The sequence below is a fragment of the Pseudomonas sp. A125 genome (genome assembly GCF_055409485.1).
This window is the reverse complement of sequence record NZ_JBUZVP010000013.1, coordinates 1-16636: the sequence shown is the minus strand read 5'-3', so window position 1 is coordinate 16636 and position 16636 is coordinate 1. Positions and strand designations below refer to the sequence as shown.

Sequence of the window (16636 nt, the reverse complement as noted above, 5' to 3'; positions counted from 1 at the left end):
TGGTTGGAATGGAGTGAAGCTTAGGAGCCGGGCCAACACCGCACAATGTCATGTGCGCAAGGATTCCGGACATTGCACCAAGCCGGTTGCCGTTTGCCCGGTACACGCCGACAATCATCGCTGCGCGCCCCCTGGAGAGATGAGATGCACAGCATTGCGCTGATGATTTACCCGAACTTTCAATCCCTCAGCCTTAGCCTGGGCTCGGTGTTTGAGTGCGCAAACCTGCTGCGTGGCGAGCAGGCGTATGAGTTTCACCTGGTGTCGGAAAGTGGCGGCCCGATCATGACGTCCCAGGGGTTCTCGGTGAACAGCACGCCGATCCGGCCCGAGGGCTATGACACATTGATCGTCAGCGGTTACCTGGAGTTCCAACTGCCTGACGCCAACCTGCTGAAGCTGGTGCAGGCCGCCTCGAAGCAGTCCCGGCGGATTGCTTCACTGTGCATGGGCATCTTCGTGCTGGCCGAGGCCGGGTTGCTTGAGGGCAAGCGCGCCACCACCCACTGGCTGCATGCACCGGCCTTTGCCAAGCGTTACCCGCAGATTCGTCTGGAGGAAGACAAACTGTTTGTCGTCGACGGCCAGATCTGGACCGGCGCCGGCATGAGCGCCGGGGTGGACCTGGCGTTGGCGATGGTGGAGAACGACCTGGGCAGCGACCTCGCCCGCCGCATCGCGCGCAAGCTGGTGATTGCCCAGCGGCGTGGCAGCGAGCAGTCGCAGCTGTCGGCGCTGCTGGAGTTGGACCCTAAATCCGACCGGGTGCAATTGGCCTTGGGCTACGCCCGGGAAAACCTGACCCACGACCTTTCAGTCGAAGCGCTGGCGGCGGTTGCCAGGCTCAGCCCGCGCCAGTTCAGCCGGGTGTTTCGCGAGGAGACCGGGCAAACCCCGGCCAAGGCCATCGAGTCGCTGCGGGTGGAAGCGGCCCGGGCGATGATGGAAACCAGCCGGCATCCCGTGGAAGTAGTCGCCCGCGAGACCGGGTTCGGTGATCGCGAGCGCATGCGCCAGGCGTTTCTGCGGGCGTTCGGGCAGCCGCCACAGGTGATGCAGGCGGCGCTGTTCAGTGCAGGGGCTGGCGCGGCTTTCAACTGATGGCTTAGTGCAACGCCGCCCGGGTCACCAGGAAACTCAGCAGGTTCGGCTCGTCATCCAGCTCGATGGCCTGCACCGGGCGCGGCAGGTTATCCAGCACTGTGCGCCAGAACGCCTGGCTCACTTCATCCTGGTCATAGAACCGCACCAGCCAATTTGCCTCGCTACTGCTCAACACCTGAGTGGCAATGGCGCGGCCAATGCCCTTGCGGCGGTAGCGTTTCAGGATGAACAGGTCTGCCAGTTCCAGCGCGTCGATCCCCGGTAATTCGCTGCCTTCGATCAGCAGGAAGCCTGCGATAAAGCCGTCGACCAACAGCAGGTTGGCGCTCCACCGCGGGTCTTGCCAGTAGCGGGCCAGGTGTTCCTCATGAATGTAGAAGCGGCCGTCCACCTCGACGTCTTCCTGCTCCCAATCCGAGGATTCGTAGGCGTAGAACTGGTAAAGGTTGGCGATCAACGCGGCGTGTTCCGGGCCGGTCTCGATCAATTCGACGGTGGTATCGGGAATCACAGGCATGGGCATCTCGGCAAAAAAACAGGGCGACATTGTCAACAAAAGCCAGCAGCAATGCCAATACAACGGTCAAGCTTTCTGCTTGCTGAATCAATTGCGCTTTTCTCATGTCAACGACAAAATCATTACAAAGTTAGACTAAACTCCGCAGCACTTCCCTCCCCTTGTTTTCAGGATAAGTACTTTGACAAACGTCTGCACCAGCGGCCTCGATGTCGGCTTTGCGTCCCTGGATTACCTGCAAATCGGCATCCTGGGCATCATTCAGGGCATTACCGAGTTGTTGCCTGTGTCTTCCACCGCCCACATGCGCATCGTGCCTGCCCTGCTCGGCTGGCCGGACCCGGGCTCGGCATTTTCCGCGGCCATGCAGTTGGCCGCACTGGCGGCGGTGGTCAGCTACTTCTGGAAGGATGTACGCCAGGTCACGGTCGGCAGCATCAGCGCGGTGCGCCAGGGTGACTACAACAACCAGTGGTTCAAGCTGGCGGTGGCGATTGTGTTGGCGACGATTCCGATTGGGATCGCCGGGATCGCCTTGTCGTCGACGCTCAACTCGTGCAACTCGCCGTTGCGCGGGCTGATGGTGATCGGGATTTCCTGCCTGGTGATGGCGGTGCTGCTCGCAGCGGCTGAACTCAGCGCGAAGCACAAGCGCACGGTGGGCGAAATGCGCCTGCGGGATGCATTGATTGTCGGTATTGCGCAGATCGGTGCGCTGATTCCGGGGGTTTCCCGCTCGGGTTCGACCCTGACTGCCGCGCTGTTCCTCAACTTCAAGCGTGAAGAAGCGGCGCGGTTTTCGTTCCTGCTGGGCTTGCCGGCCATCGCCCTGGCGGGCTTGAAAGAGCTGTGGGTGTTATTCCACGCCGAGCTGCCCGCCCACGCCTGGCCGCATTTGATCTTTGGCCTGGTGGTTGCCAGTGTGTCGGCGTTCTTCGCGATCTGGGGCCTGATGAAGTTCCTGGAACGGTTCTCCACCTGGCCGTTCGTGATCTACCGTGCGGTGCTTGGGGTGTTCCTGATTGTGGCAGTCAGCACTGGGCTGTTGGCCTAAGGCGCGCGGTCTGCCAGCTCTTCGAGCAAATCGGCTGACGGTATGAAGAAGAGGCCGCCGGTGACCGCCGTGCTGAAGTCCAGCAGGCGGTCATAGTTGCCGGCAGGCCGACCGACAAACATGTTCTCCAGCATCAACTCCAAAGGCTCCGGCGACCGCGCGTAGCCGATGAAGTATGTGCCGAATTCCCCGGCGCCCGGCCGGCCAAAGGGCATGTTGTCCCGCAGGATTTTAACTTCCTCACCGTCCTTGGTGATGGTGGTCAGTGCACTGTGGGAATTGGTCGGCTTGGCCGCATCGTCAAGTTCGATGTCCGACAGTTTGGTGCGCCCGATCACCCGCTCCTGCGCCTCCACCGACAATTCGTTCCAGGCTTTCATGTTGTGCAGGTACTTCTGCACCACCACATAGCTGCCGCCGCTGAACGCCGGATCCTCATCACCGACGATGGTGAAACCTACCGCCTTGCGCCCGACCGGGTTCTCGGTGCCATCGACAAAACCGATGATGCTGCGCATATCGAAATAACGGAAACCCTGCACCTCATCCACCACCGTCACCGAATCGCCCAGCGCGGCCATCAACTGGGTGGCCAACTCAAAACACAGGTCCATCTGCTCGGCACGAATGTGCAGCAGGATATCCCCCGGTGTGGCCGGCGCCAGGCGCCCCGCCACCCCGACTTCCTTGAACGGGTGCAAGGCCGCCGGGCGGGGAGCGCCGAACAGCGCATCCCACGCCTTGGAACCGAAACCTGCGACACAGGACAGATTACCCGCTGGAACGCGTTTGCCGACTGAACGCACCAGCCCTGCAATATCGGCGCACCAACTGCGCACCGCTTCGGCCGAATCACTGCCGGGCGCCAGGGTCGCGACCATGAAAATCGCGCTGCTGGTGATCGGGCTGCAGACGGATTGGGGTTCGAGGGTTTGATCGGTTGGCGTTGTCATTGGGAGTCCACGGGTGGCGGTCGAGATTTCAACGACGGCAGATTAGCAGACCACCAAACCCTGTGGGAGCTGTCGAGCTTCAGGTCGAAAGCTCCCACACCCGGTTTTGGTTTATCCGCCACTTGCACAGCTCCAACGGACAATTCCCACAATAGGGACTCCCCTCCTCCGCCTTCCCGATGGTAGTGTGTGAAATTGTTTCTGACCTTTCGATCAGACATTTCTCACTCACTCCCTGCAAAGGAATGCCCCAAGCAATGGATTTTTCCCTCAAGCAACTGGCCGTCGCCACCCTGATGGCGGCCAGCCTTTCGGTGTTCACCACCCAGGCTCAAGCCAACCTCACCCCACAACAGAACGCGATCATCCTGAAGACTTTCAGCGATGCCTCGGTCAAGGATTTCCGGCAGTTCCTCGCCAGCCTCGCCAAGAGCGATGTGGCCAAGAGCGACAACCTCGGCCCGGCCGTCAGTGCCTTTCTTGCCAACAAGGACCTGAGCGCCGACCAGCAAAACGAAATCCATCGCCTGCTGGGGCTGTATGCGCGGGTGAAGTACGGCGCTGCCGCCACTGAAACCCTGCGTGAACTGGTGGAGATCCCAACCTTCCAGGTGGCCGGCGTAGCCCAGCACGACAACCCTGAGTTCATCAAGATCGCGGCCAGGATCAAGAGCCTTGCCGAGTCGTTCAACCTGAACTTTCGCAACATCGACAACCGCGTCTATGAAATTTCCCTTGAAGGCAGCGGCGATGAAGTCGTCGGCATCCATGCCCACGCCGACGTGGTCCCGGTAACCCCGGAAAACTGGGTACTCAAGGACGGCACCAAGCTCGATCCGTTCAAGGTCACGCTGATCGGCGACCGCATGTATGGCCGCGGCACCGAGGATGACAAGAACGGCATCGTGGTGGCGATGTACGCCATGAAGGTGATCAAGGAAGAGAAGTTGCCACTGGCACGCAACTTCAAGCTGCTGGTGGACACCACCGAGGAAACTTCCGGCGACGCGATCCCGTACTACTTCGAACATAACCCCACGCCCAACTACAACCTGGCGCTGGATGGCGGCTACCCGGTGGTGATCGCCGAGAAAGGCTACGGCACGGTCATGGCCAAGTTCCCCAAGCGCAAGGCTGATGGCAAGGGCGCAGAAATCATCTCGATGACCGGCGGCAAGGCCACCAATCAGATTCCGTCGGCGTCGGTGGTGACACTGTTGAGCGATAAGCCCGCCGAACTGGCCGCCAGCCTGCAAAAGGCCGGCAGCGAGTATGCCAAGCGCAATGGCGGCGACTTCGAGGTGGCGGCCAAGGTCGACGGCAAGGACGTCAAGCTGACCGTCACTGGCGTGTCTGCCCACTCCTCCGAGCCTGAGTCCGGGGTGAACCCGGTGGCCAGGATGCTCGACTTCCTCAACAGCCTCGACGGCAAGGTGGCGCTCAAGCACAACCAGTTCACCGACGCCGCACATTATGCGGCCAATAACTGGGGCCTGGATTATCTGGGCGGCAAGCTGGGCGTGGGCTTCTCCGATGCGTTCATGGGGCCGTTGACCACGTCGCTGACTTATGTGGGTGAAGATGACAACGCCTTCAAACTGGCGGTCAACCTGCGCGTACCGAAGGGCAAGTCACCGGAAGCGCTCAAGGCCGAAATCGCCGACAAGCTGGCTGCGTGGACCCAGAAAAACCACGTTGCCGTGAGCTTCGACTACTCGATCGCCGAGCCGATGTACCGCAACCCTGAAGGCGAGTGGGTCAAGGCACTGTTGGCGGTGGCCAGCGAAAACCTCGGCATGGAGCACAAGTACGGCACCTCGGCCGGTGCTACCTCAGTGCATGAGCTACCCAATGGCGTGCAGTTCGGCCTGGCACGGCCAGAGGTCAAGTACACCGGCCACACCGACAACGAGTTCAAGACCGTTGACCAGTTCCTGCTGGACCTGCAGATCGTCACCGAAATGATGGGCCGCATCGGGCAACTGCCGAAGCTCTGACCAACCCTGTGGGCCCGCCGTCCTGGCGGGCCCACTAGGCGATACGCCAACCCTTCGACGCCCGTCTTTGCGTCAGGAACCGGGCATAGCGCCCCTCGCGCGACGTCAACTGTTCAGGCGTGCCCTGCTCTACGATCCGCCCCTCTTCCAGCACCACGATCTGGTCAGCCATCACCACGGTCGACAGCTGGTGCGCGATCACGATCAACGTACACTTGCCGCGCAAGCGTGCCAGGGTTTCGGCGATCACCGCCTGGTTCTCGGCGTCCAGTGCGGCAGTGGCCTCATCCACCAGCAGGATCGGTGCGCCCTTGATCAACGCGCGGGCGATCGCGATACGCTGGCGCTCGCCACCAGACAAACGCGCCCCACCCTCGCCGACGCTGGTCGAGAGTCCCATGGGCAGGCGCTCGATAATTGCCTGCACACCGGCCTGGCGCGCCGCCTCCAACACTTGCGCGTCGCTCGCATCGGGCTTGCCGAGGCGGATGTTGTCGGCGACGCTACCCTGGAACAGATACGTGTCCTGGAAGATCTGGCTGATCTGTGCATTGAGTTGCTCGCCGGACATCTGCCGCACGTCCACACCACCGATACACACCTGGCCCTGGCTGACTTCGAAAAACCGCGCAGCCAGTCGCAACAGCGTGGTTTTGCCCGAACCGCAAGCGCCCACCAACGCGGTCATACTGCCGGGCTCAATACGCAGGCTTACTCCACGCAGCACGTCCCGAGCACCGGCCGGGTGGCGAAAGCTGACGTCGAATAATTCCACCGAGGCATCACGGGGGCATTGCGCCCTGGCGGGCTCCTACAGCGCCGATGCAGCCAGGATCTCGCGCACCGCCTCCAGCTGCACGGCGGCGCCGCGCAGGGTCTCGCCATAGCCTGCCACCTCCAGCAGCGGGTCAATGAAGCGGCTGACCAGCAACAGTGCCACCAACACCGCGATCACCGAGCCCACGTGCAAGGCGTTACCCAGGTACGCGTCGAGCCACAGCGCGGCGGCGATCAGCAAGGCCGCGAATACCATCTGCACCAGCCACATATTGAGCAGTACCGAGGTCGCGGACAGAAGGATCAGGCGCAGCCCGGTCGCGTGTTGCTGTTCAATCGCCCGCTGCAGGAACACCGCGTTGCCACCACCACTGAATGCGCGCAATACCGACTGCGACTGGGCAAACTCCAGCATGCGCTGGCTGGTTTCGGCCGAGCTGCGCTGGAACGCCCGGTCGGCACGCCGGCCCAACCGCGCACTGAGCCAAAATGCAGCGCCCAGCACCGGCAACGCCAACAACGCGATCAGCCCCATCTGCCAGCGCAGTACAAACAGCGCCAGCACCAGCACCAACGGCGTCACTACGCCACTCAGGACCGGGGTAAACACATGGGCGGGGAGCTGGGCCACCGTCATCATGCCTTGGGTTACCACATGGTTGAGCCGCGCCGAGTTATCGGGTGTAAACCAGCCGACAGGCAACCCGGCCACATGCTCGCCAATACGCTGGCGCCCGCCTTGTAAAACCGCCACACCCACTGCAACACCGGCCTTTTCGACTTCCCGGCGCGTGGCCCAACACGTGCCCACCGCCGCCAAAAACACCACCAGCCACAAGGCTGCTTCGGCAAGATCACCGTTGAGCATGTCGGTCAGCACCGGTACCAGTGCGGCAATCGTCAACCCACACAGCGCGCCGTAAAACACCACCTGGGTGACGTAACGGCGCAAGACCTGGCCATTGTCGCCCAACAGTTCGATAAAGGTTTTCAGCATGTCGGCAGCGCCTGTTCCCGGGTCTGTTTGTAACCGCCCGACGCCCACAGCCGGGCATAGCGGCCCTCTTGCGCGATCAGTCGAGGATGGTTGCCCTGTTCAACGATGCGGCCGTTTTCCAGCACGATGATGTGATCGGCATGCATCACGGTGTCCAGGCGGTGGGCGATGACCAGCAACGTGCGGCCCCGGGCAAACCGCGAGAGCGCTTCCTGGATCGCCACCTCGTTTGCGGCATCGGCGGCGGCCGTGGGCTCATCCAGCACCAGCACCGGCGGCGCCAGCAATACCGCGCGGGCGATGCTGATACGCTGCTGCTCGCCACCGGACAACTGCGCATCCTCGCCGATCACCGAGGCGTAGCCCCGTGGCAAACCGATGATGCACTCATGGATATTTGCGGCCCGCGCGGCGGCCTCGATTTCCTTCTGGCTGGCGCTGGGCCGGCCGAGCGCGATATTTTCGGCAACGCTGGCGTGGACCAGGCGCACCTCCTGCAGTACAAAACCGATCAGGCTGTAGAGCTGTGAGGACTCGACCTGCCGCAGGTCAACGCCGCCCAGGGTGATGCGTCCTTCAGTGGGGTCGAAAAAGCGCAGCAGCAGGCGCGCCAGGGTCGACTTTCCGCAACCCGAGGCACCGACGATGGCGGTCACGGTGCCGGGCTTGAGGGTAAAGCTGATGTCGGCAAGCACCGGCCGCTGCGGGTCGTAGGCATAGCCGAGATTTTCTACGCGCACTTCGGCGTCCTTGGGCAAGCGCTCGGAACCCGCAGCCACCTGCGCCAGTACGGGTGTCGCCAGCAGCGCCTGCACACGCTGGGCGGCGCCGGCGGCATTATTCAAGTCGTGGGTGATGTAACTCAGCAGCATCAAAGGCGCGCAAATGCCCGGCGCGACAATCGCGAACGGCAGTACCTGCACCGCCCGCATCCAGCCAAGGCTGACAAACACCAGGCCGAACGTCAGTACCGTCGCGAGCACTGTGACCGGAGCGATCATTGCGTTGGCATTGGCCATCGTCCCCACCAGCGGCCGGGTGAATTCAACGAAGGCCTCGCTGAAATCATCCACCGCCTCACAATAGCTGGCGTGGGCCTTGCCGGTGGCACCGAAGGCCTTGATCACGGGAATGCCGTTGACGAACTCGACCACCGCGTTATTGACCCGGGTCATGCGCTCGACAAAGGATTGCATGTGGCTGGCGCTGGCTTTCATCGCCCGGGCAAAAAACAGGAAAAACCCCGCAAAGGGCAGCAGCGAGACCAGCGCCATGCGCCAGTCCACTGTGAACAGATAGACCGCCGACAGCAACACGGCGCCGGTACAGCGGCCCATGGTGGTGTAGAAGTGCGCTGTCAGGCTGTGCAGGGTGCCGATATCGTCCTGCATCGCCTGCTTGACCTCGCCCGACGCCCGCTCGGTAAACCAGCCCAGCGGTACCTGGCTCAACCGCTGGGCAATCGCCAGGCGCAGGTGGCGAGTGATGTGATTGTCGGCCAGATGCGCCACCGCCTCTGCAAGCGTCATCAGCAGCATGCCCGAGAACAGGCACGCCAGGCTGATGCTGATCGTCAACCACAGCTCGCCCGGCGCCTGGGCAACCGACGGCCCGCCGAGGCTGACCCTGGCGATATGCACGATGCCGCCCAGCGGCACCAGCGTGAGCATACAGCCCACACCGGCCAGCAACGCCGCAGCGATCAATCGCCCGCGCACCGGCTGCAACACGTGCGAGACCGCGCCCCGGCCCCTGGGTTTGGCCGCAGCCACATCCTTGTTACTCATGAAGTCTCCCTGACTGAATGAGCCTTTGCTCGCCCTTACCTTGTCTTCCGCACGAGCCGCGAAAACCCTCAATCAAAACCCACGAAATTTTCAAGCGGGCGCGCGCACTGTCACCCAATAGCGGGTGTGCCTCACCACTTGTACCGGCAACGCAGCGGCCAGGTTGTCCAGCGCCAGGTCGGTATTGTTCAGGTGCAACACGCCACTGACCCGCAGCATCGCCACCTCCGGCGCGCAGCGCAGCACACCGGGGCGGTAGCGCGCCAGCTCGGCGACCAGTTCGTCCAGGCGCATGCCATCCGCCATCAACAAACCCTTGACCCAGGCGACGTTGCGGTCAGTCACCGCCGCAGTCGTTTGCACCTTGTCCCTGGATACCGTCGCGCCTTGCCCGGCGTCCACTCGTTTACCTGCACCATGGTCGGGCCGAGCCTGCACGGCGCCCTCAAGCACGGCCAACTGGCAGCTTTCGGCGCACTGGCGCACGCTGAAGCGCGTGCCCAGGGCCTGAAGCACACCTTGGCGAGTCTGCACCCGAAACGGCCGGGGTGAAGGCACCGTTGTGATGAACACCTCGCCCGCCTGCAGGATCACCAGGCGCTGGAGGTCGTCGAACTGCACATCAATCGCCGAAGCAGATGCCAACACCAGGCCGCTGCCATCGGGCAATACGACTTCGCGCACTTCGCCGGTGCGGGTGCTATGGGTGGCAGTCGCCAGTTGCCAGGCGTCGGTGCGGCGCACGCCGTAGCTGAGGCCACCCGCGGCGAGCAGCAGGCCGAGCAGTCGCAGGGTGCTTCTACGATCGGTGGAATCGGGCGTGTCGGGCTCGGCCAGGCTGTGTTTGGCGAGTGCGGCGGGGACGCTGTGGAGTTTTTGCTCAAAGCCCAGCAGGCGTGTCCAGGCGAGTTCGTGATGCGGGTGTTCGGCGCGCCAGCGCAGGCAGTTGGCCTGGTCTTCGGCGCTGGCGTCATCGGCCCACAGGCGAGCCATCCAGGCGGTGGCGCGCTCGATGATATCGGGGGCGATGGGCTGTTCGGTGGGCATCGCGGCGGGTCAACCGTGCAGTGTCTGGTAGCAGGCCAACAGGCCGGCGGCGATGTATTTTTCCACCGAGGAGACGGAGACTTGCAGCTTGGCGGCGATTTCGCGGTAGCTCAGGCCGTCGAGTTTGCACAACAGCAGGGCCTGGCGGGCCTTGGGTTGCAGGGTGTGCAGTGCGACGTCGATTTCGATCAGGGCCTCGATGGCCAGGGCGCGGGTTTCTTCATCGGGCGTGCAGGGTTCGGGCGTCAGGGCCAGGGCCTGCAGGTAAGCGGATTCGATCTGGCGGCGGCGGTAGAGGTCGATCACCAGGCCGTTGGCGATCTGGGTAAGGTGGCGGCGGGATTCGCCGGAGGGCGGCAGTTGGCCCTTGCGCATGAGTTGCAGGTAGACGTCGTGGGCCAGGTCGGCGGCGTCGAAAGCGTTGCCCAACTTGCGCCGCAACAGGGTACGCAGCCAGCCGTTGTGGTCGACGTATAGAGTTTCAACCTCGCGTTGAAAGGCGAACTGTCCGATGTTCACAAACCTCTCCTTTTACCCAATGGGCCCGGGGGTGCTGGGGCGATTGGGCTGGTAATGATTTGCAAGACTATCGGCTCTGGGCTGCGGGTGCAATGCGGGGGGCTGGCGGGGTTATGGGTACATATCCGTTGTTTTTTTCAGGGCTTGGATTGGTTCCGCTCTTACAGCGGCTCACTTTTGAACAGCGCAAAAGTAAGCAAAACGCTCTTGCCCCACCACTCGGCACCTCGCTTAGGCTCGGTGTGCCCTCACTCCTGCTTTGGACCGTGGGCCGCCGCGATGGGCCATCCTTGGCCCAGCGCGGCTAACCCGGCGTCCTGCCGGGTTACCCACGCTCCAAAGCCTGCGTTCGGCCAGCGTGGTTGACGGGGCGCCTAAGATCAAGATCACAAGCAGATCAAGAACACAGCGGCCTACAGGCCGGCTTGAGTGTTAAAAGCAACAGCAAAATCAAAGGCTGGCACGGTTCAACTGTAGGAGCTGGCTTGCCGGCGATGGCATCGCCGCGGGGTGTCTGAGAAACCGAGTCGCCTGCATCGCCGGCAAGCCAGCTCCTACAGCTTTTGCCTTGGCTTTTAACACTCAGGTCGGCTTTCAGGCCGCCGTGCTCTTGCTCTTGATCTTGATCTGACTGCCCCATTCAGCCCGAGGCCGAACGCAGGGATTGAGGAGCGGGTAAACCGGCAGGACGCCGGTTTAGCCGCGACGGGCCAGGGACGGGCCGTCGCGGCGGCCCGCGGAGCAATTCCGGAGTGAGGGAACGCCGAGCCACAGCGAGGCGCCGACAGGCGGGGCAGAGCGTTTTGGTTACTTTTGCGCTTTTCAAAAGTGACCCGCTGTAAGAGCGGAACCATACGCAGCCGCTACCTAAACAACGGATATTCACCCCCTATCAATGCGCAATGCAAACCGACTTCAACTCCGTATAAGCCTCGATCACCGCCCGCCCAAACTCCCGCCCCATCCCCGACTGCTTCACCCCCCCAAACGGCATCGCCGGGTCGAGCAACACATGCGCATTCACCCAAACCGTCCCCGCCTCGATCCGCGGCACCAGGTTCATCGCTTTACCCAGGTCATTCGTCCAAAGACTCGCCGCCAACCCATACCGATTGTCATTGGCCAACCCAATCACCGCATCTTCATCATCAAACGCCATCACCCCCAATACCGGCCCAAACACCTCCTCCCGAGCCACCGCCATCCCATGGTCAATATCGGCCAAAATCGTCGGCCGCACATAAAACCCCTCACCCGCAACCTCATCCCCACCAATCACCACCCGTGCCCCTTCAGCCCGGGCCTGCTCGATATGGCGCAATACGCCTTGCTGCTGCTTGCGCGACACCAACGGATTAATCGCCGCCTCGCAGTTCATTCCCGCCCCCAACGGCATCGCCGACACCGCCGCCGCCAACCCCTCGACAAACCTGGCGTAAACCGAACGATGCACATAGAAGCGCGAAGCCGCCGCACACACCTGCCCGTTGTTCAACAGCCCACCCAGGATCGCCCCCTGGATGGCCTTATCAATATCCGCATCCGCCAACACAATCATCGGGTTCTTGCCCCCCAACTCCAGGGCAAACCGCGTCATGTTCTCCATGCACGCCACACCCACACTCTTGCCCACGGCAGTCGACCCGGTGAACGACACCTTGCTCACCAACGGATGAGCCGTCAGCACACCACCCACCGACGCACCACCCCCGGTGACCACGTTGAACACCCCGGCCGGAACCCCCGCCTCCAGCGCCAACTCAGCCAGGCGCATCGCCGTCAACGGGGTCTCCATCGCCGGTTTGATGATCACCGTGCACCCGGTCGCCAACGCCGGCATCAACTTCCACGCCGCAATCAGCAGCGGGAAATTCCATGGCACGATGCCCACCACCACACCCACCGGCTCGCGCCTGGTATACGCGGTGAACTTCGCCCCCGGCGGCAGCGGGATCGATACGTCGAAGGTCTGCCCTTCGATCTTGGTCGCCCAGCCCGACATGTAGCGCATGAACTCCACCGTGGCGTTTAGATCCAGCCCCCGCGCCAGGTTGATCGACTTGCCCTGGCTCAGGGTTTCCAACTGCGCCAGCTCCTCCGCATGGGCCTCTACCAATGCGGTGAAGTTCAGCAAGATCCGCTCCCGGTCAACCGGACGCAGCCCCGACCACACGCGGGACTTGAACGCCGCATGGGACGACTGCACCGCCTGCTCCACGATGTGCAGCGGCGCGTCCAGGGTTTCGCACAGGGTTTGCCCGGTGGCCGGGTTGACCACCTTGATCTGCTCGCCTTCGGCAAACACCCACTGGCCATCGATAAAGCAGCCATGGCGGCGGTCGAGGAAGGCAGCCACCTGCGGCAGGATTTCAACGTTGCTCATGATTCACCTGTATTCACTGTTGTTCTTTGAGAAAGCAAGCGACCGCTTGGCGATCGTCGGCCGAAGCCAGGCCCATGTAGGGCATGTAGGTGCCGGGCACAAACGCCTGGGGTTGGGTGATGAATTGCGCGAGGGTCTCGGCTTGCCATTCGACGTTTTTGTCGCGCATCGCCTGGGAGTAGCTGAAGCCTGCCAGGGAGCCGGACTTGCGCCCGTAAATACCGGCCAGGTTCGGCCCCATCATCGTCGCGCCGCCCTTGGTCACCGCGTGGCACACGCCGCATTCGTTGGCAAATACCTGAGCGCCACGGCCCGGGTCGGGGGCGCATTCAGCGGCGAGCGCGCTGTGGGCCAGGACCAGCGACAGCACGCTGGCCAAAGACAATCTGTGTGCAGTGAACATAGCGAAACGACCTTGAAAACCATCGAAGTTGCCGACGATTGTCAGGGCTCGGGGTCGCTCGGGTTTTGCCCTGCGTGCCAGTCGTGTTGGCTGGGCTGCCAAACCGTGGATTCTGGCAAGCACAGTCAAGTGTTTGGCAACCAGACAAAAGGCGCCTCACTTCGCCAGCATTAGTATCGCGGCAGACCCCAACCCTGTGGTCATGAACAAGAATGGATGCCACACCATGCTCAAATCCCCCTTGCTTCGCCTCTCGACCCTCGCGCTGATGATCGGCGCCAACCAAGCCTGTGCCTACGAACTGTATGCCGATGACAGCAGTCACCTGAATGCCACGCTGGAAGCGCTATTCGGTGCCTTCCACAGCCAGCAGAATTACGCCCAGTCCGGGCGCCTGGCCAAAGGCTCCTCGTCCTGGCGCGAGGGCTACGTCAAGTACGGCCTGAGCTTCGACACGAGCTTCAGCGGCGCCGGCACCGCCTACGGGGCGGCCAACCTGCTGAGTTCCGGCACCTGGGGCGACGGCGATGCCGCAGGCTTCAGCGACGGCTCGGAGCGCACCACAAAGTTTGAAGACGCCTACCTCGGCTGGCGCTCGGGCAAGCTGTTTGAGGTTCTCGGCGAGAACGGTGTGGACCTGTCCTTCGGCCGCCAGAACATCGTGGTCGGCGACGGTTTCCTGATCGATGGCGACGCGCTGAACTTCGGCAAGGGCGTGGCCGATGGCGACCTCAATCGCGGCGGCGGTTACTACATCGCCGCCCGTAAAGCCTTCGACGAGACCGCCGTGTTGCGTCTGGGCGGCAAGGAAGGCTAGCGCAGCGACCTGATGTGGCTCAAGTCCGACAACCGCGCCCAGGCCAGGACCGAGATGTACGTCGCCACTCTCGAACACGTGGCCGCCGAAGGCACGGTGGGGCTGACCTACATCGACACCACCGATGTCGACAAGCAATATGCCTCCCCCACGCAGTTGGAGCGCGACGGCATGAAGACCTATAGCGTGCGCGCCACGGGCAATGCCGGGGTGACCAACCTGTTCCTGTCCGGTGAATACGCCTGGCAGGACAAGCCTCACACCGGCAACGAAGACGCCTGGTACCTGGAAGCCGGCTGGACCTTTGCCGAGGTGGCCTGGACGCCCTATGTGAGCTACCGCTACAGCCGATTCTCGGAAGGTTTTGACCCGCTGTTCTACGGGTTCAGCCGTGGCTACGGCACCTGGTTCCAGGGCGAAGTGGCGGGCAATTACGCCGGGCCATTCAACAACAACTCACGCATTCAAAACGTCACGTTCAAGGTCTCGCCCCTGCAAAACCTCAACGTCGGCGCGGTGCTGTTCGACTTCAAGACGATCGACCGCAACCTCGGCAACAGCGACGGCCACGAACTGGACCTGTACGCCGAATGGCACGTCAACGAACACCTCACGGTGATGCCGCTGATCGGCCTGTACCAGCCAGACAAGAGCGCTGAACAAGGCGGCACACAGTTGGGCAACCACGATAAAAACCTCTACAGCCAAGTGGTGTTCGCCACTAACTTCTAACCAACGAAGCAAGTCCCCACATTTGATCCTCTAAATCTTCAGCAATGGGCGCCAGCATGTTCAATCCGGTGAAACAGGCGGTTGAAGTACACCAGGCTGTTGCCCTCCCCCCGCACCCCAACCCGTGACAACTGCACAAACATCACCGAATGCGAGCCCACTTCCTTGCACTCGGTGATCCGCCCCTCAAGTTGCACCAGCGCATCCCGCAGCACCGGCACGCCTGCCTCGCCACCGTCCCACAAATCCCAGGCAAACCGCTCGGCCATGGGCACCTGGGTCATCCCGGCAAAATGCCGCGCCAGCTCCTCCTGCTCACCGCACAGCACGTTCACGCACAGTTGCCCGTTGGTGCGGAACACATCATGAGTGGCGCTTGCGCGATTCACGCACACCAACACCGTAGGCGGCGAATCGGTGACCGAACACACCGCACTCGCCGTGATCCCGCAACGCCCGCCCGGCCCATTGGTGGTGATGATGTTCACCGCAGCCGGTAATTGCGCCATGGCGTTGCGAAAGTCGATTTGCTGCTGGCTCAAGTCGGCCATGTCAGTGCCCCTTTACGGTCCGTGGGTGATGCAACCAGATTAAGGCGCCCTGTAAGGCACGACCATTCAGACGATCCCCATGCCGACTAGGTGCTTTCTTTATCGTCAGGGCCGTTCACACTGGGTATTCTGCTTGCAAGGCTCCTTAGATGAGCCAATGTCCGCCGCTGCGTGCTCGCGTGCGAAAACAATAATTAGAAATTCTCGTGGCAGTCCCTGATGGAAATCCGCACACCGATTGTTTACATCGTTGATGACGACAAAGACCTGCGTACCTCGTTGGCGTGGCTGCTGGAGTCGGTCAGCGTGCAGGCGCAATGCTTTGCCGGGGCCGAAGAGTTCCTCGAACACTACGACCCACGCCAACCCGCGTGCCTGGTGCTGGATGTGCGCATGCCGCAAACCAGCGGCTTCCAGTTACAGGAAATCCTCAACCGGCGCGGCAGTACCCTGCCAACCATTTTCGTCTCGGCCCACGGCGACATCCCGATGTCGGTCACCGCGATGAAAAACGGCGCGCTGGATTTTGTCGAGAAACCCTATAACCCGCAGCAGATGATCGACCGCATCCAGGCCGCACTGAAGACCGCCGTACAAGCCCAGGCTGACCAGGAGCAACGCGAGCACCTGCAAGGCAAGTTGGCCCTGCTGACGAGCCGGGAACGGGAAGTGTTGATGCTGGTGGTGGACGGCAAGGCGAGCAAGGTGATTGCCCGCGAGCTGAACATCAGCGTGAAGACCGTGGACGTGCACCGCACCAAGATCAAGGAAAAGATGGGCGTGACCAGCATTGCCATGCTGGTCCGCGAGGTGTTGTATCCGTAGGGCGCGATGATTGAATGTGGGAGCTGTCGAGCTTTAGCGAGGCTGCGAAGGGATCGCGGCGGTGAGCCTGGGGCATAGAGTGGTCTGCATCGCAGGCAAGCCAGCTCCCACAGTTGACCTCATTCCAATGTGGGAGCTGTCGAGCTTTAGCGAGGCTGCGATGGGATCGCTGC

General features: G+C 62.3%; 12 protein-coding genes and 2 pseudogenes. 5 read left to right on the top strand and 9 right to left on the bottom strand.

The annotated features are described in order from the left end of the window. Window positions 1-144 precede the first annotated feature (144 nt). Window positions 145-1101, top strand: a complete 957-nt coding sequence (locus ACZRN6_RS18455) for a GlxA family transcriptional regulator (RefSeq protein ID WP_322144659.1) — start codon at window positions 145-147, stop codon at window positions 1099-1101. 4 nt (window positions 1102-1105) lie between these two features. Here the strand turns inward: ACZRN6_RS18455 and ACZRN6_RS18450 are convergent, their stop codons facing one another. Further along, window positions 1106-1612 carry a GNAT family N-acetyltransferase gene (locus ACZRN6_RS18450; protein ID WP_322148670.1) on the bottom strand — a complete coding sequence of 169 codons (507 nt, stop codon included), beginning with the start codon at window positions 1610-1612 and terminating at the stop codon, window positions 1106-1108. Window positions 1613-1802: 190 nt separating this feature from the next. Between ACZRN6_RS18450 and ACZRN6_RS18445 the strand changes: the two genes are divergently transcribed. Continuing rightward, window positions 1803-2675, top strand: a complete 873-nt coding sequence (locus tag ACZRN6_RS18445; RefSeq protein ID WP_322144658.1) for an undecaprenyl-diphosphate phosphatase — start codon at window positions 1803-1805, stop codon at window positions 2673-2675. Here the strand turns inward: ACZRN6_RS18445 and ACZRN6_RS18440 are convergent. Continuing rightward, window positions 2672-3628, bottom strand: a complete 957-nt coding sequence (locus ACZRN6_RS18440; protein ID WP_464008458.1) for a Dyp-type peroxidase — start codon at window positions 3626-3628, stop codon at window positions 2672-2674. The two genes, ACZRN6_RS18445 and ACZRN6_RS18440, sit on opposite strands and share 4 nt — an antisense overlap. A gap of 257 nt (window positions 3629-3885) precedes the next feature. On the opposite strand from ACZRN6_RS18440, the gene ACZRN6_RS18435 reads away from it, so the two are divergent. Next, window positions 3886-5625, top strand: coding sequence for a dipeptidase (locus ACZRN6_RS18435; protein ID WP_464008457.1), 1740 nt, complete (start codon window positions 3886-3888; stop codon window positions 5623-5625). Window positions 5626-5659: 34 nt separating this feature from the next. Here ACZRN6_RS18435 and ACZRN6_RS18430 read toward each other — a convergent pair. The 6 genes and pseudogenes from ACZRN6_RS18430 to ACZRN6_RS18405 all read right to left on the bottom strand — a co-directional run bounded on the left by ACZRN6_RS18430 (window position 5660) and on the right by ACZRN6_RS18405 (window position 13538). Further along, a pseudogene (locus ACZRN6_RS18430) lies at window positions 5660-7399 on the bottom strand (ABC transporter ATP-binding protein). Continuing rightward, on the bottom strand, window positions 7393-9186 hold the full coding sequence (locus tag ACZRN6_RS18425; RefSeq protein ID WP_464008456.1) for an ABC transporter ATP-binding protein: 1794 nt from the start codon (window positions 9184-9186) through the stop codon (window positions 7393-7395). The pseudogene ACZRN6_RS18430 and the gene ACZRN6_RS18425 overlap by 7 nt, the downstream one beginning before the upstream one ends. 90 nt (window positions 9187-9276) lie before the next feature. Continuing rightward, the gene (locus ACZRN6_RS18420) at window positions 9277-10233 is read right to left on the bottom strand and encodes a FecR domain-containing protein (protein WP_464008455.1); all 957 of its coding nucleotides are present in this window, start codon (window positions 10231-10233) and stop codon (window positions 9277-9279) included. Between the two features lie 9 nt (window positions 10234-10242). Next, window positions 10243-10752, bottom strand: a complete 510-nt coding sequence (locus tag ACZRN6_RS18415; RefSeq protein ID WP_322144652.1) for a sigma-70 family RNA polymerase sigma factor — start codon at window positions 10750-10752, stop codon at window positions 10243-10245. 892 nt (window positions 10753-11644) lie between these two features. Beyond that, window positions 11645-13135, bottom strand: a complete 1491-nt coding sequence (locus tag ACZRN6_RS18410) for an aldehyde dehydrogenase family protein (RefSeq protein ID WP_464008454.1) — start codon at window positions 13133-13135, stop codon at window positions 11645-11647. 13 nt (window positions 13136-13148) lie between these two features. Further along, window positions 13149-13538: a c-type cytochrome gene (locus ACZRN6_RS18405; RefSeq protein ID WP_322144650.1), complete on the bottom strand. Its 390-nt coding sequence runs from the start codon at window positions 13536-13538 to the stop codon at window positions 13149-13151. A 226-nt stretch (window positions 13539-13764) separates the two neighbouring features. On the opposite strand from ACZRN6_RS18405, the pseudogene ACZRN6_RS18400 reads away from it, so the two are divergent. Next, window positions 13765-15087, top strand: a pseudogene (locus ACZRN6_RS18400) (alginate export family protein). A gap of 38 nt (window positions 15088-15125) precedes the next feature. Here ACZRN6_RS18400 and hpaC read toward each other — a convergent pair. Continuing rightward, window positions 15126-15638: a 4-hydroxyphenylacetate 3-monooxygenase, reductase component gene (gene hpaC / locus ACZRN6_RS18395; protein WP_322144648.1), complete on the bottom strand. Its 513-nt coding sequence runs from the start codon at window positions 15636-15638 to the stop codon at window positions 15126-15128. Window positions 15639-15857: 219 nt separating this feature from the next. Here hpaC and ACZRN6_RS18390 point away from each other — a divergent pair, with 219 nt between their 5' ends. Then, window positions 15858-16463: a response regulator transcription factor gene (locus ACZRN6_RS18390; protein WP_322144647.1), complete on the top strand. Its 606-nt coding sequence runs from the start codon at window positions 15858-15860 to the stop codon at window positions 16461-16463. The last annotated feature ends 173 nt before the right edge of the window (window positions 16464-16636 follow it).

Excerpts from the sequence above, each read along its gene's own strand:
- ACZRN6_RS18390 (WP_322144647.1), top strand. The coding sequence starts at position 15,858 with ATGGAAATCCGCACACCGATTGTTTACATCGTTGATGACGACAAAGAC.
- ACZRN6_RS18435 (WP_464008457.1), top strand. The coding sequence starts at position 3,886 with ATGGATTTTTCCCTCAAGCAACTGGCCGTCGCCACCCTGATGGCGGCC.
- hpaC (WP_322144648.1), bottom strand. The coding sequence starts at position 15,638 with ATGGCCGACTTGAGCCAGCAGCAAATCGACTTTCGCAACGCCATGGCG.
- ACZRN6_RS18405 (WP_322144650.1), bottom strand. The coding sequence starts at position 13,538 with ATGTTCACTGCACACAGATTGTCTTTGGCCAGCGTGCTGTCGCTGGTC.
- ACZRN6_RS18425 (WP_464008456.1), bottom strand. The coding sequence starts at position 9,186 with ATGAGTAACAAGGATGTGGCTGCGGCCAAACCCAGGGGCCGGGGCGCG.
- ACZRN6_RS18440 (WP_464008458.1), bottom strand. The coding sequence starts at position 3,628 with ATGACAACGCCAACCGATCAAACCCTCGAACCCCAATCCGTCTGCAGC.
- ACZRN6_RS18455 (WP_322144659.1), top strand. The coding sequence starts at position 145 with ATGCACAGCATTGCGCTGATGATTTACCCGAACTTTCAATCCCTCAGC.
- ACZRN6_RS18410 (WP_464008454.1), bottom strand. The coding sequence starts at position 13,135 with ATGAGCAACGTTGAAATCCTGCCGCAGGTGGCTGCCTTCCTCGACCGC.
- ACZRN6_RS18420 (WP_464008455.1), bottom strand. The coding sequence starts at position 10,233 with ATGCCCACCGAACAGCCCATCGCCCCCGATATCATCGAGCGCGCCACC.